At 74.3% G+C, this 24,728-nt stretch carries 27 protein-coding genes; 11 read left to right on the top strand and 16 right to left on the bottom strand.

Annotation, left to right across the window (positions count from 1 at the left end; translation table 11 throughout):
• Positions 1-102 precede the first annotated feature (102 nt).
• Positions 103-1,380, top strand: coding sequence for a mannosyltransferase family protein (locus BMY40_RS24070; protein WP_107436791.1), 1,278 nt, complete (start codon positions 103-105; stop codon positions 1,378-1,380).
• A gap of 242 nt (positions 1,381-1,622) precedes the next feature.
• Positions 1,623-2,660, top strand: a complete 1,038-nt coding sequence (locus BMY40_RS24065; RefSeq protein ID WP_245770293.1) for a phosphatase PAP2 family protein — start codon at positions 1,623-1,625, stop codon at positions 2,658-2,660.
• Between the two features lie 129 nt (positions 2,661-2,789).
• On the opposite strand, the gene BMY40_RS24060 is transcribed toward BMY40_RS24065, so the two are convergent.
• Positions 2,790-3,005, bottom strand: a complete 216-nt coding sequence (locus BMY40_RS24060) for an I78 family peptidase inhibitor (RefSeq protein ID WP_093662880.1) — start codon at positions 3,003-3,005, stop codon at positions 2,790-2,792.
• Between the two features lie 306 nt (positions 3,006-3,311).
• On the opposite strand from BMY40_RS24060, the gene BMY40_RS24055 reads away from it, so the two are divergent.
• From BMY40_RS24055 to BMY40_RS24030, 6 genes are all read left to right on the top strand, one after another.
• Positions 3,312-3,638 (top strand): gas vesicle protein GvpO, encoded by a 327-nt coding sequence (locus BMY40_RS24055; protein WP_093662879.1) that lies wholly within the window; start codon positions 3,312-3,314, stop codon positions 3,636-3,638.
• A gap of 33 nt (positions 3,639-3,671) precedes the next feature.
• Complete coding sequence (locus tag BMY40_RS24050) at positions 3,672-4,097, top strand: gas vesicle structural protein GvpA (protein ID WP_093662878.1); 426 nt, start codon at positions 3,672-3,674, stop codon at positions 4,095-4,097.
• On the top strand, positions 4,094-4,861 hold the full coding sequence (locus BMY40_RS24045; protein ID WP_093662877.1) for a GvpL/GvpF family gas vesicle protein: 768 nt from the start codon (positions 4,094-4,096) through the stop codon (positions 4,859-4,861). Before BMY40_RS24050 ends, BMY40_RS24045 begins: the two co-directional genes overlap by 4 nt.
• Before the next feature lie 6 nt (positions 4,862-4,867).
• Complete coding sequence (locus tag BMY40_RS24040; protein ID WP_093662876.1) at positions 4,868-5,125, top strand: gas vesicle protein GvpG; 258 nt, start codon at positions 4,868-4,870, stop codon at positions 5,123-5,125.
• Position 5,126: 1 nt separating this feature from the next.
• On the top strand, positions 5,127-5,789 hold the full coding sequence (locus tag BMY40_RS24035) for a hypothetical protein (protein ID WP_093662875.1): 663 nt from the start codon (positions 5,127-5,129) through the stop codon (positions 5,787-5,789).
• A gap of 182 nt (positions 5,790-5,971) precedes the next feature.
• Complete coding sequence (locus BMY40_RS24030; RefSeq protein WP_093662874.1) at positions 5,972-6,277, top strand: SRPBCC family protein; 306 nt, start codon at positions 5,972-5,974, stop codon at positions 6,275-6,277.
• A gap of 70 nt (positions 6,278-6,347) precedes the next feature.
• Here the strand turns inward: BMY40_RS24030 and BMY40_RS24025 are convergent, their stop codons facing one another.
• From BMY40_RS24025 to BMY40_RS24015, 3 genes are all read right to left on the bottom strand, one after another.
• Positions 6,348-7,352, bottom strand: a complete 1,005-nt coding sequence (locus tag BMY40_RS24025) for a helix-turn-helix transcriptional regulator (protein WP_093662873.1) — start codon at positions 7,350-7,352, stop codon at positions 6,348-6,350.
• A gap of 128 nt (positions 7,353-7,480) precedes the next feature.
• Positions 7,481-8,413, bottom strand: coding sequence for a hypothetical protein (locus tag BMY40_RS24020; protein WP_093662872.1), 933 nt, complete (start codon positions 8,411-8,413; stop codon positions 7,481-7,483).
• On the bottom strand, positions 8,410-9,690 hold the full coding sequence (locus tag BMY40_RS24015; RefSeq protein WP_093662871.1) for a glycosyltransferase family 4 protein: 1,281 nt from the start codon (positions 9,688-9,690) through the stop codon (positions 8,410-8,412). Before BMY40_RS24015 ends, BMY40_RS24020 begins: the two co-directional genes overlap by 4 nt.
• 853 nt (positions 9,691-10,543) lie before the next feature.
• Here BMY40_RS24015 and BMY40_RS24010 point away from each other — a divergent pair.
• Together BMY40_RS24010 and BMY40_RS24005 are read left to right on the top strand one after the other, a co-directional pair.
• Positions 10,544-11,374 carry a hypothetical protein gene (locus tag BMY40_RS24010; RefSeq protein WP_093662870.1) on the top strand — a complete coding sequence of 277 codons (831 nt, stop codon included), beginning with the start codon at positions 10,544-10,546 and terminating at the stop codon, positions 11,372-11,374.
• A 94-nt stretch (positions 11,375-11,468) separates the two neighbouring features.
• Positions 11,469-11,789, top strand: a complete 321-nt coding sequence (locus BMY40_RS24005; protein ID WP_093662869.1) for a hypothetical protein — start codon at positions 11,469-11,471, stop codon at positions 11,787-11,789.
• Between the two features lie 88 nt (positions 11,790-11,877).
• On the opposite strand, the gene der is transcribed toward BMY40_RS24005, so the two are convergent.
• From der to aroH, 5 genes are all read right to left on the bottom strand, one after another.
• Positions 11,878-13,344 (bottom strand): ribosome biogenesis GTPase Der, encoded by a 1,467-nt coding sequence (gene der, locus BMY40_RS24000; protein WP_093662868.1) that lies wholly within the window; start codon positions 13,342-13,344, stop codon positions 11,878-11,880.
• A 143-nt stretch (positions 13,345-13,487) separates the two neighbouring features.
• Positions 13,488-14,078: a lysophospholipid acyltransferase family protein gene (locus tag BMY40_RS23995; protein ID WP_093662945.1), complete on the bottom strand. Its 591-nt coding sequence runs from the start codon at positions 14,076-14,078 to the stop codon at positions 13,488-13,490.
• An 80-nt stretch (positions 14,079-14,158) separates the two neighbouring features.
• The gene (gene cmk, locus BMY40_RS23990) at positions 14,159-14,890 is read right to left on the bottom strand and encodes a (d)CMP kinase (protein ID WP_177214113.1); all 732 of its coding nucleotides are present in this window, start codon (positions 14,888-14,890) and stop codon (positions 14,159-14,161) included.
• A gap of 124 nt (positions 14,891-15,014) precedes the next feature.
• Positions 15,015-16,103, bottom strand: a complete 1,089-nt coding sequence (locus BMY40_RS23985) for a prephenate dehydrogenase (RefSeq protein WP_093662866.1) — start codon at positions 16,101-16,103, stop codon at positions 15,015-15,017.
• A complete protein-coding gene (gene aroH, locus BMY40_RS23980) occupies positions 16,100-16,462 on the bottom strand; it encodes a chorismate mutase (RefSeq protein ID WP_093662865.1) in 363 nt (120 codons plus the stop codon). The genes BMY40_RS23985 and aroH overlap by 4 nt, the downstream gene beginning before the upstream one ends.
• Before the next feature lie 230 nt (positions 16,463-16,692).
• Here aroH and BMY40_RS23975 point away from each other — a divergent pair, with 230 nt between their 5' ends.
• On the top strand, positions 16,693-17,322 hold the full coding sequence (locus BMY40_RS23975) for a nucleotidyltransferase domain-containing protein (protein WP_245770298.1): 630 nt from the start codon (positions 16,693-16,695) through the stop codon (positions 17,320-17,322).
• Here BMY40_RS23975 and BMY40_RS23970 read toward each other — a convergent pair.
• From BMY40_RS23970 to ald, 7 genes are all read right to left on the bottom strand, one after another.
• Positions 17,313-18,104, bottom strand: coding sequence for a nucleotidyltransferase domain-containing protein (locus tag BMY40_RS23970; RefSeq protein ID WP_093662863.1), 792 nt, complete (start codon positions 18,102-18,104; stop codon positions 17,313-17,315). The genes BMY40_RS23975 and BMY40_RS23970 overlap by 10 nt on opposite strands.
• 79 nt (positions 18,105-18,183) lie before the next feature.
• Positions 18,184-19,356 carry a pseudouridine synthase gene (locus BMY40_RS23965; RefSeq protein ID WP_093662862.1) on the bottom strand — a complete coding sequence of 391 codons (1,173 nt, stop codon included), beginning with the start codon at positions 19,354-19,356 and terminating at the stop codon, positions 18,184-18,186.
• 22 nt (positions 19,357-19,378) lie between these two features.
• A complete protein-coding gene (scpB, locus tag BMY40_RS23960; protein WP_245770292.1) occupies positions 19,379-20,086 on the bottom strand; it encodes an SMC-Scp complex subunit ScpB in 708 nt (235 codons plus the stop codon).
• A complete protein-coding gene (locus BMY40_RS23955; RefSeq protein ID WP_093662861.1) occupies positions 20,083-21,294 on the bottom strand; it encodes a segregation and condensation protein A in 1,212 nt (403 codons plus the stop codon). The genes scpB and BMY40_RS23955 overlap by 4 nt, the downstream gene beginning before the upstream one ends.
• A gap of 26 nt (positions 21,295-21,320) precedes the next feature.
• The gene (locus tag BMY40_RS23950) at positions 21,321-21,956 is read right to left on the bottom strand and encodes a hypothetical protein (protein WP_093662860.1); all 636 of its coding nucleotides are present in this window, start codon (positions 21,954-21,956) and stop codon (positions 21,321-21,323) included.
• Positions 21,953-23,092, bottom strand: a complete 1,140-nt coding sequence (locus BMY40_RS23945) for a ParA family protein (protein WP_093662859.1) — start codon at positions 23,090-23,092, stop codon at positions 21,953-21,955. Before BMY40_RS23945 ends, BMY40_RS23950 begins: the two co-directional genes overlap by 4 nt.
• 484 nt (positions 23,093-23,576) lie before the next feature.
• Positions 23,577-24,692 (bottom strand): alanine dehydrogenase, encoded by a 1,116-nt coding sequence (gene ald, locus BMY40_RS23940; protein WP_093662943.1) that lies wholly within the window; start codon positions 24,690-24,692, stop codon positions 23,577-23,579.
• Positions 24,693-24,728: the final 36 nt, after the last annotated feature.

The raw sequence follows: 24,728 nt of genomic DNA, 5'->3' as shown, positions 1-24,728 counted from the left end.
AGCGTACGCGAGTCCTCCGCGCGGTCACGTGGCCTGCCTCACGTTGACGCCGGACCGAAACCCATCTCATCACCTCGTCCGAGCCCTATACCCTCCTCGTTCATGCCCGCGAGCGATCTGCTGCCCCCCTCTCCCCCACCACGGGCGTCCGTGGCCCCGCCGTACGGCCCGCCGGCGGCCGTCGTCGGCCGCCGGCCCGGCCACGGCCGCACGGGTGGGGCCGGAGACCGGCGGCCCGGGCCGCCTCCGGTGCCGCCCGCGCGGCCCGGGCGCTCCACCGGCGAAGCCCTGCGGTACGCGGCGCCCGCGCTGCTGTCCTACGCCGGGGTGCGGGCACTGGGCCTGCTGGTACTGGCCGGGTGGGCGGCGGCGGAGGGCGGAAGCGCGCACACGCTGCTGTCCGCCCGCTGGGACTCCCTGTGGTACGCCCGTATCGCCGAGGACGGCTACGGCTACATCGCCCGCCTGCCGGACGGCGGCACCCATCCCGACCTCGCCTTCTTCCCGCTGCTGCCCGCCCTGGAGCGGGGGCTGTCCGCCCTGGTCGCGCTGAGCGCGCCCGACGCCGGGCTGGCCGTCAGCGCCGTCTCCTCGCTGTGCGCCGCCGCCGCGCTGTTCGCGATAGGCGACCGCCTCCACGGCAGGAGGGCGGGCGTCACGCTGGCCGTGCTGTGGGCCGCGCTGCCCGTCGGGATCGTGCAGTCGATGGCCTACAGCGAGTCGCTGTTCACGGCCCTGGCCGGCTGGGGGGTGTACGCGGTGCTGACCGGCCGCTGGGTGTGGGCGGGCACGCTGGCCGCCTTCGCCGGGCTGACCCGGCCGGTGGGGGCGGCGGTGGTCGCGGCGGTGTGGCTCACCGCGGCCGAGCGGTTCCGCCGGGAGCGGCGGTGGGAGCCGCGCGTGGCGGCCGGGGTGCTCCTCGCCCCGCTGGGCTGGTTCGGCTACGTGGGCTGGGTGGGGCTGCGAACCGGCAGTCCGGTCGGCTACCTCGACGTGCAGGGGCAGTGGGGCAACGGCTTCGACGGCGGACTGGCCTTCGCCGCGTTCGTCTGGAAGCACCTGACCGGCTCGGTGGTCGGCGGTGTGGGGCTGCTCGCCGGAGTTGCCCTGGTGGTGTGGCTGTACGTGCTGTGCGTGCGGCGGGGGCAGCCGCTGCCGCTGCTGGCGTACGCGGGGACGGTCGTGGTGCTCGCGCTGTGCGCCAAGGGCTACTTCGGCTCCAAGCCGCGGCTACTGCTGCCGGCCTTCCCGCTGCTGCTGCCCGCCGCGGCCGCCCTGGCGCGGTGGCGTACGGCCGCCTCGGCGACGGTCCTGATCGTGGCCGCGTTCGGCGCGGCGGTGTACGGGGCGGTGTGGCTGCACGGCTCCGGCCCGCCCTGACCCGGCCCGGCCCGACCGGGTCGCGCACCGGTTAATGGCGGGTGGACTGTGCCCGTCTTCCGGGAAAAAGAACACGCGCCGCAACTTCGATAACAGCTCCGGTCGGAAAATCCGCAGACTTCTCCCGGACGTGGGAAAACAGCCTCTCCGCGCACGAACGGAAGCCCGTCGCACATCACATAGGCATTACGAAGCAGGTGGCCGGTTCGGTAGCGCCGGTCACCGCCTGTAATCTCATTCGAGTGCGTACCGACCGGATCTTCGCCCGCCTGGAACAGGAGCCAGCGCGGCCGCTCACTCCCCCGCCGGAGATGAGCGGCACCCGCAGGGCGCTCTTCTTCACCACGCTGGGCCTCTACGCGGCCATCGTGGCGGCGGTGCTGACCACCTCCCGGCTGGTCCGGCTGGACTGGCAGGTCATGCTCTTCCGCCCCTACAAGCAGTGGCCGGAGCTCCACGCCTTCCTCGACTACTTCGTGGTCCTCGGCCAGCGCGGCCCCACCGCTGTGCTGGTCGCCGCCTGGCTCGGCTGGCGCTCCTGGCGGCAGCGGACGCTGCGTCCGCTGCTGGTCCTGAGCGCCTCCCTGCTGTTGCTGAACGTGACGGTGGGGGCGGCGAAACTCGGGATGGGGCGCGAAGGTCCGCACTACGCGAACCGCATAGGCGCCAACGAGATGTTCCTGACGGGAGACATATTCCCCTCCGGCCACACGGCGAACGCGGTGGTCACCTGGGGGATCCTGGCCTATCTGGCCACCACGCCGCGGGCCCGGCGCCGGCTGTCGGTCGTCGCGGCGGTCTTCGCGCTCGGTGTCGGCACCACCACCGTCTACATCGGCACCCACTGGGTCAGCGACGTGCTCCTGGGCTGGGCTTCGGGGCTCCTCATCCTGCTGGCGCTGCCCTGGTTCGAGCCCCTCATCGCCCATGTCGAGGCGTATCTGCTGAGCCACTGGTACCGGTTCCGGGAGGGGGTGGCGCCCCTGTCGGCCCGCCTGCGCCCCGCCGGGGCCCGCATCCAGCCGGTCACCGCCCGGCTCGGCGCGGGCGGTGCGTCTCCGGCCTCCCGGCCCGAACCGGCCCTGTCCGAACCGGCCCTGCCGGCCGCGCTGTCCGCGGATCCGCCGGCCCGGGCCGGGGAGCCGCGCACCCACCACCCCGCCCACGCGCGGCAGCACGCGGCCCGCTCGGAGCGCTCCCCCGTCACCCCCGCCGGCAGCCGCCGGCCGTACGGCGAGCGCACCGTGTCGCGGACCGCGCCGATGGGACCGCGGAAGTGACGGCGCCCTAGCTCCGGTTCGGCTCCGCGGGAACGGGACGGTACGCACCCTCTCCCCCGCCCCCGCGGAGCCCGACACGTGCGGCGGCCCCGCCACCCCCGGCCGGGGGTGGCGGGGCCGCCGCACGTGTCAGCCCTTCCAGCAGCGGACCACGGCGCCGTCCTCCACCGTGAAGTTCAGCCGCCCCGACAGGTACTCCATGGTGATGACCGCGTCCGGCGGGAGGGACCGCACGGTGGTCCAGCCGCGTTCGCGGGCCTGCCGTTCGGCGGTGGCCGCGTCGAGTCCGACGTAGGTCTCGGGATCGTCGTCCGGTGTGCTCGGGTTCGTGGGTGCCGGTGCCATGGCAGCACCGTACGGCGTCGGCGGCGCAGCCGGAAGTTCCGGCCGGATCATGGCGGCGTCACACTTGTGTCACAACGATCCGCGACGCGGAGGCCGTACCGCAGCGCCGTTCGCGCGCCCCGCGCGTATCGCCGCGGATTCCACGCGCCCTGTTTTCCGAACGCGCCGCGAGGGGTTTTCCGGGAAGATCGCCCGGCTCTCCGCGCGGAATACCGGAAGAAGAATTCCGAGAGCCCCTCAATTCCCCCTGGAAACAGGCATGTTTACGGAAATCCTCTCGCGGTATCCGGGGTTGAGAGGAGCCCCATGACAGAGAAGACGAGCAACGACAGCGACAGCGAGCAGACGGCGCAGGACGGGCGGAGCCCCGTCCCGCTCGGCGAGGCGATGCGCACGGCCCGGTCGGAGTTCACCGATCTCACAGGCCTGCACGCCGAGAGCGTCTCCCGGTTCGAACGGACCGGGGACGGCTGGGCTCTGGAGGTGGAGGTCATGGAACTCGAGCGGGTTCCGGACACGATGAGCCTGATGGCCTCGTACGAGGTGACCCTCGACGAGGACGGCCACCTCACCGGTTACCGCCGCGTCCGCCGCTACGAGCGAGGCCGGGCCGATTCGTCCCGCCGCGGCTGAGAGCTGCGACACCCGAGAGGAGTGGCTCCGTATATGACTACGGCAGTTCCCGCACAGCGTTCCACCGGAGGTGGGGGCGGCAGCAGCGGTCTCTACGACGTTCTGGAACTCATCCTCGACCGCGGACTGGTGATCGACGCGTTCGTCCGCGTCTCGCTGGTCGGCATCGAGATCCTGAAGATCGACGTACGCGTCGTGGTCGCCAGCGTCGACACGTACCTGCGTTTCGCCGAGGCGTGCAACCGCCTCGATCTGGAATCCGGGCCCAGGAAGTCGCCCGGTCTGCCCGAGGTGCTGGAGAACGCCACCGAGAGCGGTGCCGGCAGCAAGACCAAGGGCGCCCTGGCCGGAGCCGCCGAGAGCATATCCGACGCGTTCCGCCAGGGCCGTTCCGACGAGGAGGAGACCGAACCCCGCAGGCGCCGCGCCTCCGCCCGCCGCAAGGAGGAGACGGAGTGAGCGTCTACGTCTACGGAATCGCGCGCTCGGACCACCCGGCGCTGCCCGAGAAGGCGCCCGGCGTCGGCCGGCCGCCGCGTGAGGTCCGGATCGTGCGCGAGGGAGACCTCGCCGCGATCGTCAGCGACTGCCCGGAGGACCTGCGGCCCAAGCGCCGCGATCTCCTGGCCCACCAGCAGGTGCTGACCGAGGTCGGCGCCAAGGGGCCGGTCCTGCCGCTGCGTTTCGGCAGCCTCTCCGACGGCGAGGAGGCCGTGCGCGGGGTCCTCGCCGAGCACGCCGCCCACTACATCCGGCAGTTGGAGGAGCTGGACGGCCGCTCCGAGTACAACGTGAAGGCCGTGCACCGCGAGGACGAGGTGCTGCGCCTGGTGCTCTCGCAGGACACCGAGGCGCGGAGCCTGGCGGAGCGCAACCGCGCCGCCGGCGGCGGCTCCCACGAGGACAAGCTGCGCCTGGGCGAACTCGTGGCGAACGCCGTGCGCGAGCGCGAGGCGGAGGACGCCCGGCTGATCGAGGAGACGCTCGCCCCCCTGGCCCAGCGGTACGTGCCGGGTCCGGAGGGCTCCGGCTGGCTGGCGAACCTCTCCTTCCTCCTCGACCGCGAGGGGGCCGAGGAGTTCACCGCCGCCGTCGAGGAACTGGGGCGCGCCAACCCCCACCTGGACATCCGCGCGACGGGTCCGCTGCCGCCGTACAGCTTCGTGGGCCGGCCCGACGAGGCCGGGCGGACCGCCCAGGCCGCGGGTTCGCCCGCGGGGTGAGCCGGCATGGGGCTGATCGGCGGGATCCTGAAGCTGCCCGCGGCGCCGTTCCGCGGCGCGGGCTGGGTGCTGCGGCAGGTGGTTGCCGAAGCGGAGCGGCAGTACTACGACCCGTCGGCGATCCAGCGTGAACTCCACGAACTGTCCAGGCAGTTGGACGAGGGCCTGATCGACGAGGAGGAGTTCGACCGCCGGGAGGACGAACTGCTCGACCGGCTGGAAGCCGTACAGGAGCAGAGACGGCGCAACCAAGGAGAGTACTGAGATGACGAACCGGTCGGCACTGGCGCTGGCATTCGCCACGGGTTACGTGGTGGGGCGCAGCAGGACCAAACTGCCCCTCGGCATGGGCGGGGCGCTGCTGGCCAGGCGGCTCGGGGTGGACCCGGGCCGGCTCGGCGAGCAGTTCAAGGAGAGGACCCCGCAGCTCGCAGAGGCCACCGGCCGGCTGCGGAACAATGTCAGGGAGGTCGGCAGGGCCGCCACCGGCGCGCTGCCGACCGAGCGCCTGGGAGCGCTGACCGGCGGCGTACGGGGGCAGCTCGGCAGGGTGCCGTGGAAGAGCGGCGGCGAGGACGCGTCGGATGCCTCCGACACCTCTGACACTTCTGACACCTCCGATGCCTCCGGCACCTCGGAGAAGAAGCCGGGGAAGGACGCCAACGGCTCGCGGAGCACCGGCGGTTCCCGCAGCGAGACCGCCGGCTCCGGCAAGTCGCGGGAGGGCGAGCGGAGCACCTCCCGGCGTGCCCCGGCGAAGAAGGCCGCGTCGCGGGCCTCCGGGAAGACGGCCTCCGCGTCGCGCAAGCCGGCCGGAGCCGCCAAGAAGGCCACGGGCTCGGCCGGCAAGCAGACCGGCAAGTCGTCCGGCGGCGCCCGGGAGACGACCGGTACGGCCAAGCGCACGGGAGGCTCCGGGGGTGACTGACGCTGTCGGCGGCCGTCGGCGGACCGCCGTCGGCATCCCGGCCGCTGACCGTCGGCGAGTGCGTCGAGGTCGGCGTACCGGTTCGCGAGGCGTACGACCGGTGGCTGGAATTCCTTGAGGGCGGCGCCGGAGACGGGACCCCGGGCGGCGCGAGGATCCTGTGGCCCGGGCGCGGCAGGAGGGTGCGCGTCACCGATCGGATCCGGGACGACCTCGTCGTGTGGACCGCCCACGACGCCAGGGCGGCGGCCAGGGGTGTGGCCACCTTCCACGGGCCGGCCGGGAACCTGACCCGGGTGCTGGTCGTCCTGGACTACCGTCCCCGGAGCCTGCCGGAGAGGGCCGCGGCCCTCTGGCACGCCCAGGCCCGCCGCGTACGGCTGGATCTCGCCGGCCTCCAGCGCTCGGTGAGCCTGGGCATCGAGATCGACGGCGGCGGGACCACCGGCGGCGACGGGGAGCCGGGGGACCCGGCGGACGAGGACTGACACGGGCACGGGCGCGGGGCGGACGGAGTCCGGTGCCCTCGCGGTCCTCGCGGTCCTCCCCGTTCCGCCCTCAACCCCTCCCCCGGCCCTGCTCCCGGCCCTCCCCCTCCGTCCGCCACGCCCGCGCGGCCCGGCCGAGGCGGCCCGCCAGCTCCTCCATCCGCTCGCCCAGCGCGGCCGGTTCGCGCACCTCGAAGTCGAAGCCCAGCATCAGGACGTGGAGGGCCATCTCGTCCAGGGAGGGGGCGCCGGTGCGCAGCAGGCAGGTGCGTCCGTCCACCGGTTCCAGCACGCCGGCCGTGGGCGCGATCCGCTCCGCGACCCGGTCCGCCGGGGCGTGCAGCAGTACGGTCGCCCGCTCGGGGTACGCCCCCGTGGAGATGCCCTCGGAGACATAGGCGGCCCAGTCCTCGGCGGGCGGTTCCCGCAGGGCGAAGCGGGGGCCGTGCGGCGGGGTGAGGGTGAGCCGGTCGAGGCGGAACGTGCGCCAGTCGGCGCGGTCGGCGTCCCAGCCCACCAGGTACCAGCGGTGGCTGCTGCACACCAGGCGGTACGGCTCGACGACGCGGCGCGAGCCGGAGCCGTCGTGGCCGCGGTAGGTGAAGCGCAGCCGCTGCCGGTCGCGGCAGGCGTTCACCACTTCGGTGATGGTCTCCACCTCGACGGCCGGGCCGCGGCGCCCGCCGAGCGGGTCGGTGAAGGCGGTGAGCGCGCTCACCCGGCGGCGCAGCCGGTGCGGCAGCACCTGTTCCAGCTTGGCCAGGGCCCGTACCGAGGACTCCTCCATCCCCTGCACCACGTTGTGCGCGGCCGTGCGCAGCCCGACCGCGACGGCCACCGCCTCGTCGTCGTCCAGGAGCAGGGGCGGCAGTTCGGCGCCCGCGCCGAGCCGGTAGCCGCCGGCGGTACCGGTGGTGGAGTGGACGGGGTAGCCCAGCGTCCGCAGCCGTTCCACGTCGCGGCGCACCGTCCGCGGGGTCACCCGGAGACGCTCGGCCAACTCGGCCCCGGACCAATCGCGGTGGGCCTGGAGCAGGGACAGCAGACGCAGCAGCCGTGCCGATGTCTCCCTCATGCGGCCGAGTCTGCCACCTCGTGAGGACGGAGGACGGCGGTTGTCCGCTGTGCCCGCCGGCGCCCCGCAGGCCCCGCCCGTCCCGGGAGAGCCTCGGAGGGGGCGGGGCCCTGCGGACCGGGCCGGGATCAGGAGCCGGACGGCTCCGTGCGCTCCAGCCGGACGGACAGATCGTTGGCGCCGGTGTAGTACGGGCGGGCCGTCAGCCCTCCGCTCCCGCCCGCCCCGTCCGCGGCCCCGTCCGCGGCGACGGGCCGCGCCGGGTAGCGCAGGACCTTGTGCTTGTCGACGATGTCGTCCAGGATGCGGGCCACCCGCACCGGCTCGGCGTCCTCGCCGGGGCGCAGCCACAGCTGCCAGTCGCCCTCCGCGCCGCCCTCCCGGACCAGGTCGCCGTACGCCAGCCGTGCCGTGAAGCCGTGCCCATGGGCAGGTGCGTCGGCCGGGGTGACCGGTACGGTGACGGGCCGCGCCTCCCCGCCGTCGGGAGCGGCGGCGCGGCGGGGGCGGGCCTCCAGTCGCGCGGTGGGGGTCAGCCGGGCTCCGTACAGCCTCCCGTGGACGGTCAGCCCGCCGTCGGCGGGCCAGATGTCGCCCGCCTCGGCGTGCGGCCAGCGCAGCCAGGAGCACAGCGAGAGGTTGCCGTACTTGGTGGCGTACGGGATGCGTACGCCCAGCCAGGTCCGGTCGTCGCGCGGCACCCGGTCGACGAGCGAGCGCAGGTCGCTGCACCCGGGCAGCAGCCGCCGCGCCTCGCCCTCTCCGATCATCAGGTAGGCGTCCCAGCGGCCCTCCGCCAGCGGAACCGTGCTGGGCAGGGTGGCGCGCAGCACGGAGCCGTCCCGGTCGCCGGAGAGCGGCTCCAGCGGCAGGCGCACCGACTCCTCCGGTTCGCTGTCGCGCAGCCGCAGCAGCAGGGCGGCGTCCCACCGCTCCGCGACACCGGGCACCCTGATGTCGAAGCTGAGGCCGCCCGCACTGTCCGCCGTGCAGTCGGCCCGCGGTGCCGTCGCCCCGGGGACGTCGGGGGCGCCGGCGGGCCTGCGGGTGGTCGCGGTCATGCGGTCCTTCCTCCTCTCAGCGCGCCCCGGCGGGCGCGGGCCAGGGCGTCCTTGGTGGCGTACGCCCCGCCCAGCAGGGCTCCCCGGGTCCGGTGCAGGGACGAGCGCAGCCGGCCGATCCCGCTCCGCCCGCCGCGTGCGACGAGCTCCGTGCAGAGCGAGGAGTACATCTCGCCGATCCGCGAGGGGTCGTAGCGGGCGGCGTCCGCGATCGCGGCGCGGCCCATCCTGCGGCGCAGTTCGTCGTCGTTGATCAGCTCAAGCAGGGACCCGGCGATGGCGTCGACGTCGCCGGTGGGCACCAGCCTCCCGTCCACCCCGTCGGCGATGATCTCCCCCGGCCCGTGCGGGCAGGTGGTGGCCACCACCGGCAGACCGCAGCGCATCGCCTCCACGATCGTCATTCCGAAGGACTCCAGACTGGACGTCACGGCGGCGACCGAGCCCTTGACCCACTCCGCCTCGATGGGGTGGGCCGGTCCCATGAGGAACGCGTGGTTGTACAGGCCGAGCTCCTCGACCATGGCCCGCAGCTTCGCCTCCTCGCGTCCGGCCCCGTAGAGCCTCAGCCGCCAGTCGGGCCGCTGCTCGACCACCTTGGCGAAGGCCCTCAGCAGCACGTCGTAGCGTTTGGCCGGAGCCAGCCGGCCGGCGGCCACCACCCATTTCCCGGTGCCGTCGGAGGGTTCCACCGCCGGCGCGGGGACGCCGTTGGGCACCGCCTGCACGTGTACCCCGGGCAGACGCATCATGCGCCGGTAGTCGCGCGCGTCGGCCTCGGTGACGGTGGTGATGGCGTCCAGGCGCGGGTAGGCGCCGCGCAGGGTCGCCCGCAGCGCCCGCGAGTGGGTGGAGAGCGTGAGGTGCTCCTGCCCCATGCGCACCGGGCCGGGCCGGGTGTGCATGGCGATCATGGTGTTGAGGCCGGGGCGGGTGCCGATCACGACGTCCGCCTCGACGGTGGCCAGGTGCTCGGTGATCCGGCGGTCGGTGAGCGCGCTGTACTTGCGGTGGTTGCCGTCGGCGCGCGGGAACAGCTTGGACGGCCGGGCGTGCTCGGGATCGTCGCCGTCGTAGTCCGGGCTGTGCTTGCGCATGTCCACCAGATGGCGCAGGCGTACCGCGGGGTCCAGGTCGAAGACGGGACGGTCGCGGTGCCGGAAGACCGAGACGATCTCGACGTCGTGCTGCTCCGCGAGCGCGCACGCGAGGTTGAAGGTGGTCCGGATCGTTCCACCCATGCCGTACCCGTGATGCAGCAGAAAAGAGATATGCATCCGTCTCCATGTCCCACGGAAGCGCACGGGTAAGCATCCCGGCGCCGTGTTTCCCGGTGTCGCACTCCTGTTGATGCCGCGTTCGCCCGGAGAGACCGCGGACGGCCGCCGAAGGTTGACCGGCTTGATCGCCTTGTACCCGAAAAGTTCACCTGATGTGAGCCTTTTTCGGGAACCGAACGGCTCGTTCCGCCGTCCCCGCGCGGGGCGCCGGTGCGCCCTTCGCGCACGGCCCCGTGTTCCCGTCCCGGCGGGCGGGTGTACGGACGGCCCGGTGGGGCGGCGGCGCCCCTGGGGGTCAGTGCGGGGAGCACCTCCGCCCCCGGAGGTCCTTCCCGTTCGTCGCGCCGGTTCTCGCCGATCTGCCTCCCGGCCGCCTCCGTCTCCTCGCGCACACCGGCGCGATGGCTCCGGCGGCGTCGGACGGTACCGCGCCCGCACCCGGCCCGAAGCGGCCGCGCGGCCGGCGCGCTCCGGCGGCCCCGGCCGCCGGAGCGGCGCGGGGCGAAGCGGTGGCGGGGACGGCCCGGGGGCCGAGAAGCGTATGCGGCACCTCTCCACGCTAGGGCCGTGCAGGCGCGCGACCGGCGCAAACGCGCCAGTGCGGGGCCCGGGCCCCACCCGGTCGGCCGACAGCGCACCGGGCTCCGGGCGCTCCGCGCCGCCGTCCCCTCCCCCGCGTTCTCCCGCGTCCCCCGGCTTCCCCGAGGGGAAGCGGAACGAACCGGCGCGCGTCGTGCACCGCGCATCCGCCTGTGCGACCTGCGCTCCCCCCGGCGCGTTACCACGGCACTCGGTCCCCCGTTGTGCATGTGAACCAGAACCGAACGCCAGGAGTTTCCCCGTGTCCCCCATGCTCGATGTCAGCGACGACGTCCGCGCCGAGATCGGCGAGGAGGAAGCCGCCCGGCTGATCGCCGGTGACAGCGCCCCCGGCAGCTACGACTGCACCTCATGCCGCGCCCCCGGCGACCCCGAGCAGGAGCGCACCAGCACCGTGCTCTTCCTCGGCGAGGAGACGGCCGTGCTCGCCTTCGCCCACGCGACCTGCATCCCGTCCCAGGTCGTCCCGGTCTCCGAGGAGCAGCTCAAGGACGCCGTGCGCACCATCACCGGCGGGTCCGGGGCCGGCGACGCCCCCGCACCGGGCGGCGCGCCCCTGCCGTCCTCCCCCTCCGGCGCGCCCCCCGCCGGCTCCGGGCCCGCCCCGCGCCAGGCCGTGCTGGGCGTGACCTGCGGCCAGGTGCTCATCGACGACCAGCTCCACCCCGCCCTCGTCGTCGAGCCCACCGCGCCCATCACCCGCCCCGGCACCGACGGCCCCGGCGACGACTTCCTGCCACTCCTCATCGAGCAGGGCTTCATGCCCGTGAACGACGTGGCCCGGGCCCCGGCGCCGGTCGGCGGCTGGTCCGTCCTGCTGGCCATGGGCCGGCTCCACGCCATCCTCCAGCCGGGCCCCGGCGGCGGGCAGCCCACCTCCTGGTGGCAGGCGCACCAGCCGCTGCCCGTCACCGACGACTGGCGGACGGCCGCCAACCGGAGCCGGACGGTCTACGTCTACGCCGCACCGGTCGGCACCATCGGGCAGCAGCCGCGCGAGGACCTGCTGCGCGACGCGCTGGAGAAGGCCGCCGCGGGCGGCCTCCTGGTGGCCGCCGCCATGCCTCTGGCGGGCACCTGAGGAACCCGGGGGATCCGCGGGCCCCGCTTCCCCCTACCGGGGTTTCCCCCCGCCGGGCCCGCATCCGCCGGGCGGCGTGGTCGTTGGCACTGACGTGCAGCCTTACGAACCTTCCCGCACCCACAACGCGCATCTCAACCGCGGCCAGATCCCGGGGATGCGCGCCCCCCACGAGCCCATGTCGGGCCACTTCCCGGCCACTCCGATCTACGACGCGCTGTACGCCGAGTACCGGCGCCTGTTCCGGGCCCTGCCCGGGGACCGGAGCGGCGAGGAGGAACTGCGGTTCACGGGCTTCGGCACCGGGACGGCCCACTGGTACGGCGGGCGCCGGACCGGCGGCTTCCTCCCCGCCGCTCCGGCGCCCGCCGTCCTGCCGCCCGCTCCGCGGGACGGCCGCCCCTACGACCGGTGAGGGTCGTGCCCCGCTGCGGGGCACGACCCTCACCGGTCGTCCGCGGCGGGCGGGGTGGGCGCCGGCCGGCGCCCACCCCGCCCCCGCCTCACTTCTTGCGCCCGCGCTTCTCGCGCACCCGCACCGAGATGTGGATGGGCGTGCCCTCGAAACCGAACTCCTCGCGCAGCCTGCGCTCGATGAACCGGCGGTAACCGGCCTCCAGGAAGCCGGAGGCGAACAGGACGAAGCGCGGCGGGCGGGTGCCCGCCTGGGTGCCGAAGAGGATGCGGGGCTGCTTGCCGCCCCGGATCGGGTGGGGGTGGGCGGCGACCAGTTCGCCGAGGAAGGCGTTGAGCCGCCCGGTCGGCACCCGGGTCTCCCAGCCTGCCAGCGCGGTCTCGATCGCCGGCACCAGCTTCTCCATGTGGCGGCCGGTGCGCGCCGAGACGTTCACCCGCGGCGCCCACTTCACCTGGCCGAGATCGGTCTCGATCTCGCGCTCCAGGTAGTAGCGGCGCTCCTCGTCGAGGGTGTCCCACTTGTTGTACGCGATGACCAGCGCGCGTCCGGCGTCGACCGCCATGGTGATGATGCGGGTGTCCTGCACGCTGACCGGCTCGCTGACGTCGATGAGGACGACCGCGACCTCGGCCTTCTCCAGGGCGGCGGCCGTGCGCAGCGAGGCGTAGTAGTCGGCGCCCTCGGTCAGGTGCACCCGGCGCCGGATGCCTGCGGTGTCGACGAACTTCCAGGTCTTGCCGCCCAGTTCGATCAGCTCGTCGACCGGATCGCGGGTGGTGCCCGCCAGCTGGTCGACGACCACCCGGTCCTCCCCCGCGACCTTGTTCAGCAGCGAGGACTTGCCGACGTTGGGGCGGCCGATCAGCGCCACCCGGCGCGGCCCGCCGATCCCGCCGCCGAAGGTCTGCGGCGGCGCCTCGGGCAGCACCTTCAGCACCTCGTCCAGCAGATCGCCGGTGCCCCTGCCGTGCAGCGCGGAGACCGGGTGGGGCTCGCCGAGGCCGAGCGACCACAGCATGGCGGCGTCCGCCTCGCCGGAGGGCCCGTCGACCTTGTTGGCGCACAGCACCACGGGCTTGCCCGCCTTGCGCAGCAGCCTGACGACGGCCTCGTCGGTGTCGGTCGCGCCGACCGTGGCGTCCACCACGAAGACCACCGCGTCGGCGGCCTCGATCGCGAACTCGGCCTGGGCCGCCACCGAGGCGTCGATGCCCAGGACGTCCTGCTCCCAGCCTCCGGTGTCGACCACCTTGAAGCGGCGCCCCGCCCACTCGGCCTCGTAGGTGACCCGGTCCCGGGTGACACCGGGGCGGTCCTCCACGACGGCCTCGCGGCGGCCGAGGATGCGGTTGACCAGAGTCGACTTGCCGACGTTCGGCCGGCCGACGACGGCCAGCACCGGCAGCGGCCCGTGCCCGGCCTCGCCGAGCGCCCCCTCGACGTCCTCGGCGTCGAACCCCTCCTGCGCGGCGAGCTCCATGAACTCCGCGTACTCGGCGTCGCCGAGCTCACCGTGCCCGTGCTCGTCGCCGACGTGGGTCTGCTCGTTCATGAAGTCCTGTCCTCGTTCGTACGTGTTGTCCGTGACCCTGCGCGTCCCGTGCGCGTCCCGTGGGGCGCACGCCCCCGTCCGGGACCGTGTGCGCCCCCGCGCGGTACCGCGCGGGCGCCACGGGTGCAGAGGTCCAGTGTCGCCTAACCGCGCCCGGTGACGCGCCGGGCGTCGGCCAGGTGGGCCGTCAGTCGCCTGCCGATGCGCACCGTCGCCTCGTCCAGCGCCGCCCGGGTGCGCCTGCCGCTGCCGTCGCCCGCCTCGAAGGGTTCGCCGAACACGATGTCGACGCGGGCCCGCAGCGGGGGCAGCGCGGGTATCGCGCGCCCGCGCGTCCCGGCCGTCCCCAGCACCGCGACGGGTACGACGGGCGCCCCCGAGCGCAGCGCGAAGTAGGCCAGGCCCGAGCGGAGCGAGGCGAAGTCGCCCTCTCCCCGGGTGCCCTCCGGGAAGATGCCCAGCACACCGCCGTTGCCCAGCACGCCCAGCGCCCTGGTGATCGCGACGCGGTCGGCGGCCTTCCGGTCCACCTCGATCTGGCCGACACCGGTCAGGAAGGGGTCGAGGGGGCCGATGAAGGCCTCCTTCTTGATCAGGAAGTGCACCGGCCGGGGTGCGGTCCCCATCAGCAGCGGGCCGTCCACGGCGTGCGTGTGGTTGACGGCGAGGATCACCGGTCCGGCGGCCGGGACCCGCCAGGCGCCGAGCACCCTGGGCCGCCACAGCCCGTACATCAGGCCGATCCCGATGCGCCGCCCGACCGCGGCGCCCCGTGCGCTGGGCAGGCCCGGGCCGCCGCTGCCGTCCGCCGCGCTCACCTGGCCTGCTGCTTCTCTTCGATCAGGGTGACGACGCACTCGATGACCTGCTCCAGGGTCAGTTCGGTGGTGTCCACCTCGACAGCGTCGTCCGCCTTGCGCAGCGGGGAGGTCTTGCGGCCGGCGTCGGCGGCGTCCCTCCTGAGCAGCGCCTCGCGGGTGGCGTCCAGGTCGACCGGGCGGCCGCCGCTGCCCTTCAGCTCGCCGCCGCGCCGGGCCGCGCGGGCCTCGGGGGAGGCGGTGAGGAAGATCTTCAGGTCCGCGTCTGGCAGGACGGTGGTGCCGATGTCCCGGCCCTCGACGACGATGCCGGTGGGAGCTCCCGCGGCGATGGCGCGCTGGAGCTCGGTGATCCTGGTGCGCACCGCGGGCACCGCGCTGACCGCGCTGACCGCGCCGGTGACCTCCTGGGTGCGGATCGGGCCGGAGGCGTCCGTGCCGTCCACGGTGATGGTCGGCTCGGCCGGGTCGGTGCCGGAGAGGATCTCGGGGCGGTCGGCCGCGGCGGCGACGGCCTCGGCGTCCCGGACGTCGATGCCGTGGGTCAGCATCCACCAGGTGATCGCGCGGTACTGCGCACCGGTGTCCAGGTAGCTCAGGCCGAGCTTGGCCGCGACGGCCCGGGAGGTGCTCGACTTGCCCGTGCCGGAGGGGCCGTCGATGGCGACGATGACGGGGGCCGGGGCGTCCGGGGACACGGAGGACGCCTGCCGGGAGGTTGCTGCCACGGTGTCGGGCACCTTTCTCGAACTGCTGGGAGCACGGGTCGGGACGCGGGCGCGGGGGCGCCGGCGAGGGGAACGCCGGCACGCCCTCCCCGTCCGGCACAAGGCTACCGTCGGCCGGGTACCCCTACTGCTGCCGGATGGCCCAGCCCCGCTCGCGCAGCGCCGCCGTCAGCACGGGGGCGGCGCTCGGCTCGACCATGAGCTGGACGTGGCCGGCCTGCTGGCCGGTGGCGTGCTCGATCCGGACGTCCTCGATGTTGACGCCGGCCCGTCCGGCGTCGGCGAAGATGCGGGCCAGCTCGCCGGGACGGTCGCTGATGAGCACCGCCACCGTCTCGTAGGCGGCCGGGGCCTGCCCGTGCTTGCCCGGGATCCGGGCCCGGCCGCTGTTGCCGCGGCGCAGCACCTCCTCGATGCCCGCCGCGCCGCCGGTGCGCTCGGTCTCGTCGGCGGACTCCAGCGCGCGCAGCGCCCGCACCGTCTCCTCCAGGTCGCCGGCCACCGCGGCCAGGACGTCGGCCACGGGGCCGGGGTTGGCCGAGAGGATGTCGATCCACATGCCCGGGTCGGAGGCGGCGATCCGCGTCACGTCGCGGATGCCCTGGCCGCACAGGCGCACGGCCGTCTCGTCGGCGCCCTCCAGGCGGGCGGCGACCAGGCTGGACAGCAGCTGCGGGGTGTGCGAGACCAGGGCGACGGCCCGGTCGTGGGCGTCGGCGTCCATCACCACGGGGACGGCGCGGCAGAGCGAGATCAGCTCCAGCGCGAGGTTGAGCACCTCGGTGTCGGTCTCCGGGGTGGGGGTGAGGACCCAGGGCCGCCCCTCGAAGAGGTCGGCGGTGGCGGCCAGCGGACCGGAGATCTCGCGCCCGGACATCGGATGCGTGCCCAGGTAGGTGGCCGGATCGCAGCCCAGCGCCTCGGCCTCCCGGCGCGGCCCGCCCTTGACGCTGCCGACGTCCAGATAGCCGCGGGCCGCCTTCCGGCGCTGGGCCGCGGCGAGGACGGCGGGGATGTGGGCGGGCGGCACGGCCACGACGGCGAGGTCCACCGGGCCCTCCGGGGGCCGGTCGGTCCCCGCGCCCAGGGAGGCGGCCGTGCGGGCCTGGTCGGCGTCGTGGTCCTCCAGGTGCACCCGCACCCCGCGCCCGGCCAGGGCCAGGGCGACGGAGGTGCCGATCAGTCCGGTGCCGATGACGAGCGCGGTCCTCACTGGGCGATGTCCTTGCGCAGGGCCGCGGCGGCGCCGAGGTAGACGTGGGAGATCTCGGCCTTGGTCAGCCCGGTCTCGACATGGGCGAGGATGCGGACCACCCGCGGCATGGCGCCGGCCACGTCCAGCTCCTGCGCGCAGATCAGCGGCACATCCACGATGCCGAGCTTGCGGGCCGCGGCGGCGGGGAAGTCGCTGCGCAGATCGGGGGTGGCGGTGAACCAGACGCTGATCAGGTCGTCGGCCGTCAGCGCGTTGCGCTCCAGTATCGCGGTGAGCAGTTGCGAGACCCGCTCGTCCATGTGCCCGGCCTCGTCCCGGTCCAACTGCACGGCGCCCCGCACCGCTCGTACCTTCACCTGCTCGCTCCCCTGCGTCCGCGGCTGCACTGCTGTCCTGACCAGCGTAGAGGCGGCGTGCCGGCTCCCGCGCCCGCGCCCGCCCTGCGAGACGGCCGCGTGCCACAATCGCGGCCATGCCCTCCGCGCCCGGCACATCCGCCCCGCACGACCGGGTCCCGCACGGTCCGGCAGCGCACGGCCCGGACCCGCACGGCCTGGTGCGCGACCACACCGTCTACTCCTGTGTGATGGGCTCGCGCGCCTTCGGCCTGGCGACCGAGGACAGCGACACCGACCGGCGCGGTGTGTACGCCGCGCCGACACCGCTGTTCTGGCGCCTGGACAAGCCCCCGACGCATGTGGAGGGCCCGCGCCCGGAGGAGTTCTCCTGGGAGCTGGAGCGCTTCTGCGCACTGGGGCTGGCCTCGAACCCCGGCATCCTGGAGTGCCTGCACTCCCCCCTCGTCGAGCGCCTGGACGACACCGGCCGGGAGCTTCTGGCCCTGCGCGGCGCGTTCCTCTCCCGGCACGCGCACCGCACCTTCACCGGGTACGCCGAGGGGCAGCACCGCAAGCTGCGGGCGCGGGTGCGCAGCCGCGGCGAGATGCGCTGGAAGCAGGCCATGCATCTGGTGCGGCTGCTGCTGTCCTGCCGCGATCTGCTGCGCGCCGGGGAACTCGTCCTGGACGCGGGGCCGTACCGGGACCGCCTGCTGGCCGTCCGGCGCGGCGAGGTGGCCTGGGCCGAGGTGGAGGCCTGGATCGCGCGCCTCCGTGAGGAGGCGGACGGGGCCGCCTCCGGCACCCCCCTGCCCGCCGAGCCGGACCGCGCCCGGGTGGAGGACTTCCTGATCCGCGTCCGCCGCGCCTACGTCTGAGCCGGCCGCCCGGCGGCCGTGCGGGCCCGGACGACCAGGTCGTGGAGGGCGTCGCGGCCGCCGGGCTCGTCCGGGAGCCGGGAGGTGTCCCGGGCGTCGGCCAGTACGGCGTGCAGCGCCTCGACGTCCGCGCGTACGCGCTCGGCGTCCCGGCCGCCGTCCAGCGGGGCCGGTCCGTGCTCGACCTCGGCCTTGGCGTCGATCAGCCCGGCGAGGTGGCCGGGGGCCTCCTCCACCTCCTCGGCGAGGGTGGGCAGATGGGCGCGGACCTCACCGGTGCGCATCAGATGGATGCCGGTGAGCAGCGCGCGGAAGGTGTAGAGCAGTGGCTTCAGTTCACCGGTCCTGCCGTACAGCCGCCACTGGGTGCCGGCGAAGCCCCGGTAGTGGTGGGCGTGGTGCCGGGTGAGCACGGCGGGCGCGAGCGCGGCCAGCTCGGCGTGCGTCTCGGTGGTGTGCACCACCAGCGGGGACAGCAGCTGCTCCAGGACATAGCCGTTGCGGCGGAGCATCAGCCGGGCGAACTTGCGCAGGTCGTGGGTGACCAGGTCCAGCTCGGTCCCTTCCCGGTCCCACATCCGGCTCACGGTCTCCTCGCCCTCCCGCAGCCCGACCAGGTCCTCCACCGGCAGCAGATGGACCCCGCGCAGGTCGACGTCGGAGTCGCGGGAGGGGAAGCCGTACAGATGCGCCCCGGAGACGGTCGCGAAGACCAGGGGGTGGCGCTGCCGGGCGAGTACGGGGCGCAGATCGGGGAGACCGGCGGCGGTCGGGGCGGCCATGCGCCCATCCTGGCGGGCGCGCACCGGCCCCGGCCAGGGGTTTTCCCGGGCCGGGGCCGGTGGCGGGCGGGACGGCGGCCTAGAGGTCGACCTCCCGCATCAGCATGCCCACCTCGGTGTTGGTCAGCCGGCGCAGCCAGCCGGACTTCTGGTCGCCCAGCGCGATGGGGCCGAAGCGGGTGCGCACCAGCTTGTCGACGGGGAAGCCGGCCTCGGCGAGCATGCGGCGGACGATGTGCTTGCGGCCCTCGTGGAGGGTGACCTCGACGAGGTAGTTCTTGCCGGTGTTCTCCACGACCTTGAAGTTGTCGGCACGGGCGTAGCCGTCCTCCAGCTTCACGCCTTCCTTGAGCCGCTTGCCCAGGTCGCGCGGGATGGGCCCCTGGATGGCGGCGAGGTAGGTCTTCGCCACGCCGTAGCGGGGGTGGGTGAGGCGGTGGGCCAGCTCGCCGTGGTTGGTGAGCAGGATCAGCCCCTCGGTCTCGGTGTCGAGGCGGCCGACGTGGAACAGCCGGGTCTCGCGGTTGGTCACGTAGTCGCCCAGGCACTGGCGGCCCTCCGGGTCCTCCATGGAGGAGACGACGCCGGCGGGCTTGTTGAGCGCGAAGAACAGGTAGGACTGCGTGGCGATCGTCAGGCCGTCGACCTTGATCTCGTCCTTCTCCGGGTCCACCCGCAGGCCCTGCTCGACCACGATCTCGCCGTTGACCTCCACCCGGCGCTGGTCGATCAGCTCCTCGCAGGCGCGGCGCGAGCCCATGCCGGCACGGGCGAGGACCTTCTGCAGCCTCTCGCCCTCCGCCTCGCCGAAGGTCTTGGGGAGCTTGAGCGCCGGCTTGGCGTGCCGCGCGCGGTTGCGCTCCTCGATCTGGGCGTCGTACTCGCGGGGGCGCGCCGGGACCGAACGCCCGCGGGCGCCGCCCTTGCCGCCCTGCCCGGGGCCGGTCCTGGGCCCCTTGGGGCCTCCCGCCCCGGCGCCCGCCTTCGGCCCGCCCCGGGAGGCGCCCCCGGGTCCCTGCCCCTGCCTGCCCTCCTGACCCTGGCCCTGCCGCCGGCCCTGGCCCTTGGCGCCGCCGGGCTTGGCGGACTTGCCCGGCCCGCCCGGCCTGCCCGGCTTGTCGGGTCCGCCGCCGGAGCCGGCGTCGTAACGGCGCTCCTCCGGGCGGGGGCGTCCCGCGCGCTTCTGCCTGTCGTCGCGGCTGTTGCCCGCGCCCCGGTGGTTCCGGTTGCTGTTCCTGCCGCTGCTTCGCATCAAGGTTTCCGTCTAACTGTCTCTAAGTCTGGGAATCGCCGCTGTCGTCCACGTCGAACGACGGCACGCCCTCCTGGCTCTCGGCCTCGACCGCGTCCGCCTCGGGGAGGAAGGGCGCGAGTTCCGGAAGCTCGTCCAGACCGCGCAGGCCCATCCGCTCCAGGAAGTAGTTCGTCGTCCTGTACAGGATCGCACCTGTTTCGGGTTCGGTGCCCGCCTCCTCGATCAGCCCGCGCTGGAGGAGGGTGCGCATGACCCCGTCGCAGTTCACCCCGCGCACGGCCGAGACGCGCGAGCGGCTGACCGGTTGACGGTACGCGACCACGGCCAGGGTCTCCAGCGCGGCCTGGGTCAGCCGGGCCTGCCGGCCGTCCAGGACGAAGCTCTCGACGGCGTCGGCGTACTCGGGGCGGGTGTAGTACCGCCAGCCGCCGGCGACCAGCCGCAGGTCGAAGCCGCGGCCCTGCCGGGCGTACTCGTCGGACAGCTCGCGCAGCGCCACGGCGATCGCGCGGCGGGGGCGCTGGAGCACCTTGGCCAGGTGCTCCTCGGTGGCCGGTTCGTCGACGACCATCAGCACCGCCTCCAGGGCGGGCTTGAGGTCCAGCTCGGCGACGGCGGAGGCGCCGGCCGGCGGCCGGGGCTCCTCCTCGGCCGCCCCGCCCGTCCCCGCTCCTCCGCTCGTCCCCGTCCCGGCCGGGTCCGGTCCCGTGTCCGTGTCCGTGCTCATCCGAGGCCGTCCTTCCCGTCGTCGCCGGTGCCACTGCCCGCTCCGTCGCCCGCGTCGAACTCGTCGGTGACCAGCGGCCGCGTCTCCTCCCCGCCGCTCCAGCGCACGGTGAGGCCGCCGAGGGCCTCCTCCTGCTCCAGGGCGACCGCGCGCTCGCGGTAGAGCTCCAGCAGCGCCAGGAAGCGGGCGACGACGGTGAGGGTGTCGGCCGCGTCCTCGGTGAGCGCCGCGAAGCTCGCCTCGCCCAGCTCCCGCAGCCTGGCCACCAGGATCTCCGCCTGCTCGCGCACGCTGACCAGCGGGGCGTGGATGTGGTCGACGTAGACCTGCGGTTCCGGTCTGGGCTGCATCGCCTTGACCGCGAGCCGGGCGAAGCCCTCGGGGCCGATGCTGATGACCACCTCGGGCAGCAGCTCGGCGTGGTGCGGCTCCAGTCCCACCGTACGGGGGTGGCGGCGTGCCTCGGCGGCCAGGCGTCCGTCGAAGATCCCGGCGACCTGCTTGTACGCGCGGTACTGCAGCAGCCGGGCGAAGAGCAGGTCGCGTGCCTCCAGCAGGGCGAGGTCGGCCTCGTCCTCGACCTCGGCGGCGGGCAGCAGCCGCGCGGCCTTCAGGTCGAGCAGGGTGGCGGCGACGACCAGGAACTCGGTGGTCTGGTCGAGGTCCCAGTCGGGGCCCATGGCGCGGATGTGCGCCATGAACTCGTCGGTGACCTTCGACAGGGCGACCTCGGTGACGTCCAGCTTGTGCCGGGAGATGAGCTGGAGGAGGAGGTCGAAGGGGCCTTCGAAGTTGTCCAGGACGACCTTGAAGCGGCCGTCGCCGGGCTCGGTGCCTCCGTCTCCGACTTCCTCCCGGCCCTCCGGCCCTCCGCCCTCCCCGGGCGGTGGGCCCTCACCGGGCGGCGGCTGCCGTACCCGTTCCGGCTCGGGTCCGGGCCCGCGTACCGGAGCCGGTTCCGGTACGGCCTCGGGCTCGGGTCCGGGTACGGGCTCGGACGGCGGTTCGGGTGCGGGCTCAGGCTCGGGTTCGGGCTCGGCGGCGGCCGGTTCGGCCGGACCGGCCGGTTCCGGCTCCTTCGCGGGCTCGGGCCCGGGGGCCGCCGGGGCTTCCGGCGGCCGCGGAGCGGCCGGTGCCGCCCCCGGCCCCCGGCCCAGCGGGCGGCGGGAGCGCCGGGGGTTCGGCGCGGGGTCGTCGGCGGTCGGCATCGCGGGGCAGGCTACCGCCCCGCGGGTCAGCGGCCGCGCAGGCGGCGCACCAGGATGCTCGCGTCGCCGCGCGCCTCCAGGTCCGCGAGGACCACGGCGACCGCCTCGCGGACGATCCGGCCGCGGTCCACGGCCAGGCCGTGCTCACCGCGGAGCACCAGCCGGGCGTGCTCGAGGTCCATCAGCTCCTCGGCGGAGACGTAGACGGTGATCTTCTCGTCGTGGCGCTCGCGTCCGCTGGGGCGCCGGGCCGCGGGTCTGCCGCGCCGGGGAGCCGCCGCGCCCACGGCCGTACGGCCCCTGCCCTGGCCCCGGGCGGCGCCCGCGGCGGACTGGGCCGGGGGCTGGCCCGCCCCCCGGCGGGCCTCCGCCGTCTCGCGGCCGCCCCGCCCGGCGTTCTGGCCGGGCACCGGGGTCTGCCGGGGCTCCCGGCCGCCGTGGTCGCCGGCCTCCGGGGCCCCGGCGGCGCCCGCCGCCGTACGCTCCGGGCCGTCGCCGTCTTCCGCCGGGGCGTGCTCGCCCGCGGCGCCCTGCTCGCCCGCCGGGGCGGGGAGCCGGGAGGCGGCGGAGGTGTCGCCGCCGGTGTGCTGCTGGGGGGTCGACGGCTGGACCGGGGACCCTCCGGTGGAACGGAACAGTTCGTCGGCTGCCGGGAGACTCACTCGGCGTGGCACCGGGCGAGCACCTCCCTGGCGAGTTGGCGGTAGGCGGCGGCGCCGACGGAGTTGGAGGCGTAGGTGGTGATCGGCTCGCCGGCGACCGTGGTCTCCGGGAAGCGGACCGTGCGCCCGATGACGGTGTGGTACACGTTGTCGTCGAACGCCTCGACCACGCGTGCGAGCACCTCCCTGCTGTGCACGGTGCGCGAGTCGTACATCGTCGCCAGGATGCCGTCGAGCTCCAGTTCCGGGTTGAGCCGCTCCTGGACCTTCTCGATCGTCTCGGTCAGCAGCGCCACCCCGCGCAGCGCGAAGAACTCGCACTCCAGCGGCACGATCACCTTGTGCGCGGCGGTCAGCGCGTTGACGGTGAGCAGGCCGAGGGAGGGTTGGCAGTCGATGACGATGAAGTCGTAGTCGGGCAGCAGCGGCGCCAGGGCGCGCTGGAGCGTGGACTCGCGGGCGACCTCGCTGACGAGCTGGACCTCGGCCGCGGACAGGTCGATGTTGCTGGGCAGCAGGTCCATGCCCGCCACGGCCGTCTTCAGCAGCACCTCGTCCGCCGACATGCCCCGCTCCATGAGCAGGTTGTAGACGGTCAGGTCCAGCTCCATCGGGTTGACGCCGAGGCCGACGGAGAGGGCGCCCTGGGGGTCGAAGTCCACCAGCAGCACCCGGCGGCCGTACTCGGCGAGCGCGGCGCCCAGGTTGATGGTCGAGGTGGTCTTGCCCACCCCGCCCTTCTGGTTGCACATCGCGATGATCTTCGCCGGGCCGTGCTCGGTGACCGGACCGGGGATCGGGAAGTACGGCAGCGGCCGGCCCGTGGGCCCGATGCGCTCACGGCGCTGGCGGGCGGCGTCGGGCGCGAGGGTGGCCGCGTACTCGGGGTCCGGTTCGTACTCCGCGTCGGGGTCGTAGAAGTGCCCCTCGGGGAGTTCCTCGTAGTGGGGGTCCGCGTGGTCGGCCGGCCGGCCGGTCTCGCCGCCCCTGCGGTCGGCGGCCATGGCGTTCGCTCGGTGGCCGTCCATGCTCTGATGGGCTGTCATGCTCGCCTGGTTCTGGTGGGCTGCGAAAGTCTGGACAGCGACGGAGCCGACGGCCCTGAGTCCCGAGGGGGCTTCGCCCCGCGAAGGCATTCCTGGTTGACCACCCGGGGGAGTAAATGTCGACTCATTCACAAGTCGTCCTACCTCCTTGGTGACCAGGAAACTTCTAGACAGGTCAGCGTGGCACCATGCCGATGATTGGCGACTCTATGGCGTGTCGGCCGTCCACAGCAACACAATCCGCCGTAGACGGCCGGATGTGTCGGCAACCATGTACCCGTCTGTCAAGGGCGTAACAGCCGCGCGGACGAGGTCTTCCGGGGGCGCGAAAGGGACGAAGCGCAACGATCGCGGCGAGTTGACGCCGCGTCGGCCCCGCACCGGACCCGCCCTGAAGCCAACCCCCCGCCGCGCACGGGAAACCGCCGGCCGGAGCCCGGAGGGTCCGGGTTCCGGCCGGCGGAACGGCCGTGGCGGTGTTGACGGGTGATGTTGACGCACGCCGTTGACCGCCACCGGCGCTTCATATGACGACTTGTCTACTCCGTCGGCGACCGCCCGGCCGCCCGGCCCGTCAGCCGAGCAGCGCGGCCGGCTCGCGCACCGGCAGCCCGTGCGCCTCGGCGACCGGGCCGTAGGTCACCTCGCCGTCGTGGACGTTCAGGCCCCTGGCGAGCGCGGGGTCGCGGCGCAGTGCGTCGCGCCAGCCGCGGTTGGCCAGCTCGACGATGTACGGCAGCGTGGCGTTGGTCAGCGCGTACGTCGAGGTGCTCGGCACCGCGCCGGGCATGTTGGCGACGCAGTAGAAGACCGAGTCGTGGACGGTGAAGGTCGGCTCCGCGTGGGTGGTGGGGCGCGAGTCCTCGAAGCAGCCGCCCTGGTCGATCGCGATGTCGACCAGCACGCTGCCCGGCTTCATCCGCGACACCAGCTCGTTGGTGACCAGCTTCGGCGCCTTGGCGCCCGGGATCAGCACTGCGCCGACGACCAGGTCGGCGTCGAGGACGGCCTTCTCCAGCTCGTACGCGTTGGAGCTGACCGTCCGCACCCGGGTGCCGAAGATCCGGTCGGCCTCGCGCAGCTTGCGCACGTCCTTGTCGAGCAGGGTGACGTGGAAGCCCATGCCGACGGCGATCTGGGTGGCGTTCCAGCCGGAGACGCCGCCGCCTATGACCACGGCCCGGCTCGGCGCGACGCCCGGCACGCCGCCGGGCAGCACTCCGCGGCCGCCGGCCGAGCGCATCAGGTGGTACGCGCCCACCTGCGGGGCGATCCGGCCCGCCACCTCCGACATCGGTGCCAGCAGCGGCAGCGCGCGGTCGGCGGTCTCCACCGTCTCGTAGGCGATGGCGGTGGTGCCCGAGCGCAGCAGCGCGTCGGTGCACTCCCGGGACGCGGCCAGGTGGAGGTAGGTGAACAGCGTCTGGTCCTTGCGCAGCCGGTGGTACTCCTCGGCGACCGGCTCCTTGACCTTCAGCAGCAGCTCGGCGGTGGCCCACACCTCGTCGGCGCTGTCCAGGATGACGGCGCCGGCCTCGGTGTACTCCCGGTCGGGGATGGAGGAGCCCTCGCCGGCGCTCCGCTCCACGTAGACCCGGTGCCCGTTGCGTACGAGCTCGTGCACACCGGCCGGGGTGATGGCCACGCGGAACTCGTTGTTCTTGACTTCGCGGGGGATGCCGACCTTCACGTCGATCACGGTCCTTGTCTCATGGGGGTGTCATGG

Source organism: Streptomyces radiopugnans (genome assembly GCF_900110735.1).
Classification (GTDB): Bacteria; Actinomycetota; Actinomycetes; order Streptomycetales; family Streptomycetaceae; genus Streptomyces; species Streptomyces radiopugnans.
This window is presented reverse-complemented; position numbering and strand designations above follow the sequence as displayed.

What these genes read in the sequence shown, in the direction of transcription:
- BMY40_RS24050 (WP_093662878.1), top strand. Translation starts at nt 3,672, where the DNA reads ATGACTACGGCAGTTCCCGCACAGCGTTCCACCGGAGGTGGGGGCGGC.
- BMY40_RS24040 (WP_093662876.1), top strand. Translation starts at nt 4,868, where the DNA reads ATGGGGCTGATCGGCGGGATCCTGAAGCTGCCCGCGGCGCCGTTCCGC.
- BMY40_RS24010 (WP_093662870.1), top strand. Translation starts at nt 10,544, where the DNA reads ATGCTCGATGTCAGCGACGACGTCCGCGCCGAGATCGGCGAGGAGGAA.
- der (WP_093662868.1), bottom strand. Translation starts at nt 13,344, where the DNA reads ATGAACGAGCAGACCCACGTCGGCGACGAGCACGGGCACGGTGAGCTC.
- scpB (WP_245770292.1), bottom strand. Translation starts at nt 20,086, where the DNA reads ATGAGCACGGACACGGACACGGGACCGGACCCGGCCGGGACGGGGACG.
- BMY40_RS23995 (WP_093662945.1), bottom strand. Translation starts at nt 14,078, where the DNA reads ATGTACGGGCTGTGGCGGCCCAGGGTGCTCGGCGCCTGGCGGGTCCCG.
- BMY40_RS24055 (WP_093662879.1), top strand. Translation starts at nt 3,312, where the DNA reads ATGACAGAGAAGACGAGCAACGACAGCGACAGCGAGCAGACGGCGCAG.
- BMY40_RS23975 (WP_245770298.1), top strand. Translation starts at nt 16,693, where the DNA reads ATGGGCTCGCGCGCCTTCGGCCTGGCGACCGAGGACAGCGACACCGAC.
- BMY40_RS23970 (WP_093662863.1), bottom strand. Translation starts at nt 18,104, where the DNA reads ATGGCCGCCCCGACCGCCGCCGGTCTCCCCGATCTGCGCCCCGTACTC.
- BMY40_RS24025 (WP_093662873.1), bottom strand. Translation starts at nt 7,352, where the DNA reads ATGAGGGAGACATCGGCACGGCTGCTGCGTCTGCTGTCCCTGCTCCAG.
- BMY40_RS23945 (WP_093662859.1), bottom strand. Translation starts at nt 23,092, where the DNA reads ATGCCTTCGCGGGGCGAAGCCCCCTCGGGACTCAGGGCCGTCGGCTCC.
- BMY40_RS24015 (WP_093662871.1), bottom strand. Translation starts at nt 9,690, where the DNA reads ATGCATATCTCTTTTCTGCTGCATCACGGGTACGGCATGGGTGGAACG.
- BMY40_RS23955 (WP_093662861.1), bottom strand. Translation starts at nt 21,294, where the DNA reads ATGCCGACCGCCGACGACCCCGCGCCGAACCCCCGGCGCTCCCGCCGC.
- BMY40_RS24035 (WP_093662875.1), top strand. Translation starts at nt 5,127, where the DNA reads ATGACGAACCGGTCGGCACTGGCGCTGGCATTCGCCACGGGTTACGTG.
- BMY40_RS24020 (WP_093662872.1), bottom strand. Translation starts at nt 8,413, where the DNA reads ATGACCGCGACCACCCGCAGGCCCGCCGGCGCCCCCGACGTCCCCGGG.
- BMY40_RS23965 (WP_093662862.1), bottom strand. Translation starts at nt 19,356, where the DNA reads ATGCGAAGCAGCGGCAGGAACAGCAACCGGAACCACCGGGGCGCGGGC.
- BMY40_RS24070 (WP_107436791.1), top strand. Translation starts at nt 103, where the DNA reads ATGCCCGCGAGCGATCTGCTGCCCCCCTCTCCCCCACCACGGGCGTCC.
- BMY40_RS24060 (WP_093662880.1), bottom strand. Translation starts at nt 3,005, where the DNA reads ATGGCACCGGCACCCACGAACCCGAGCACACCGGACGACGATCCCGAG.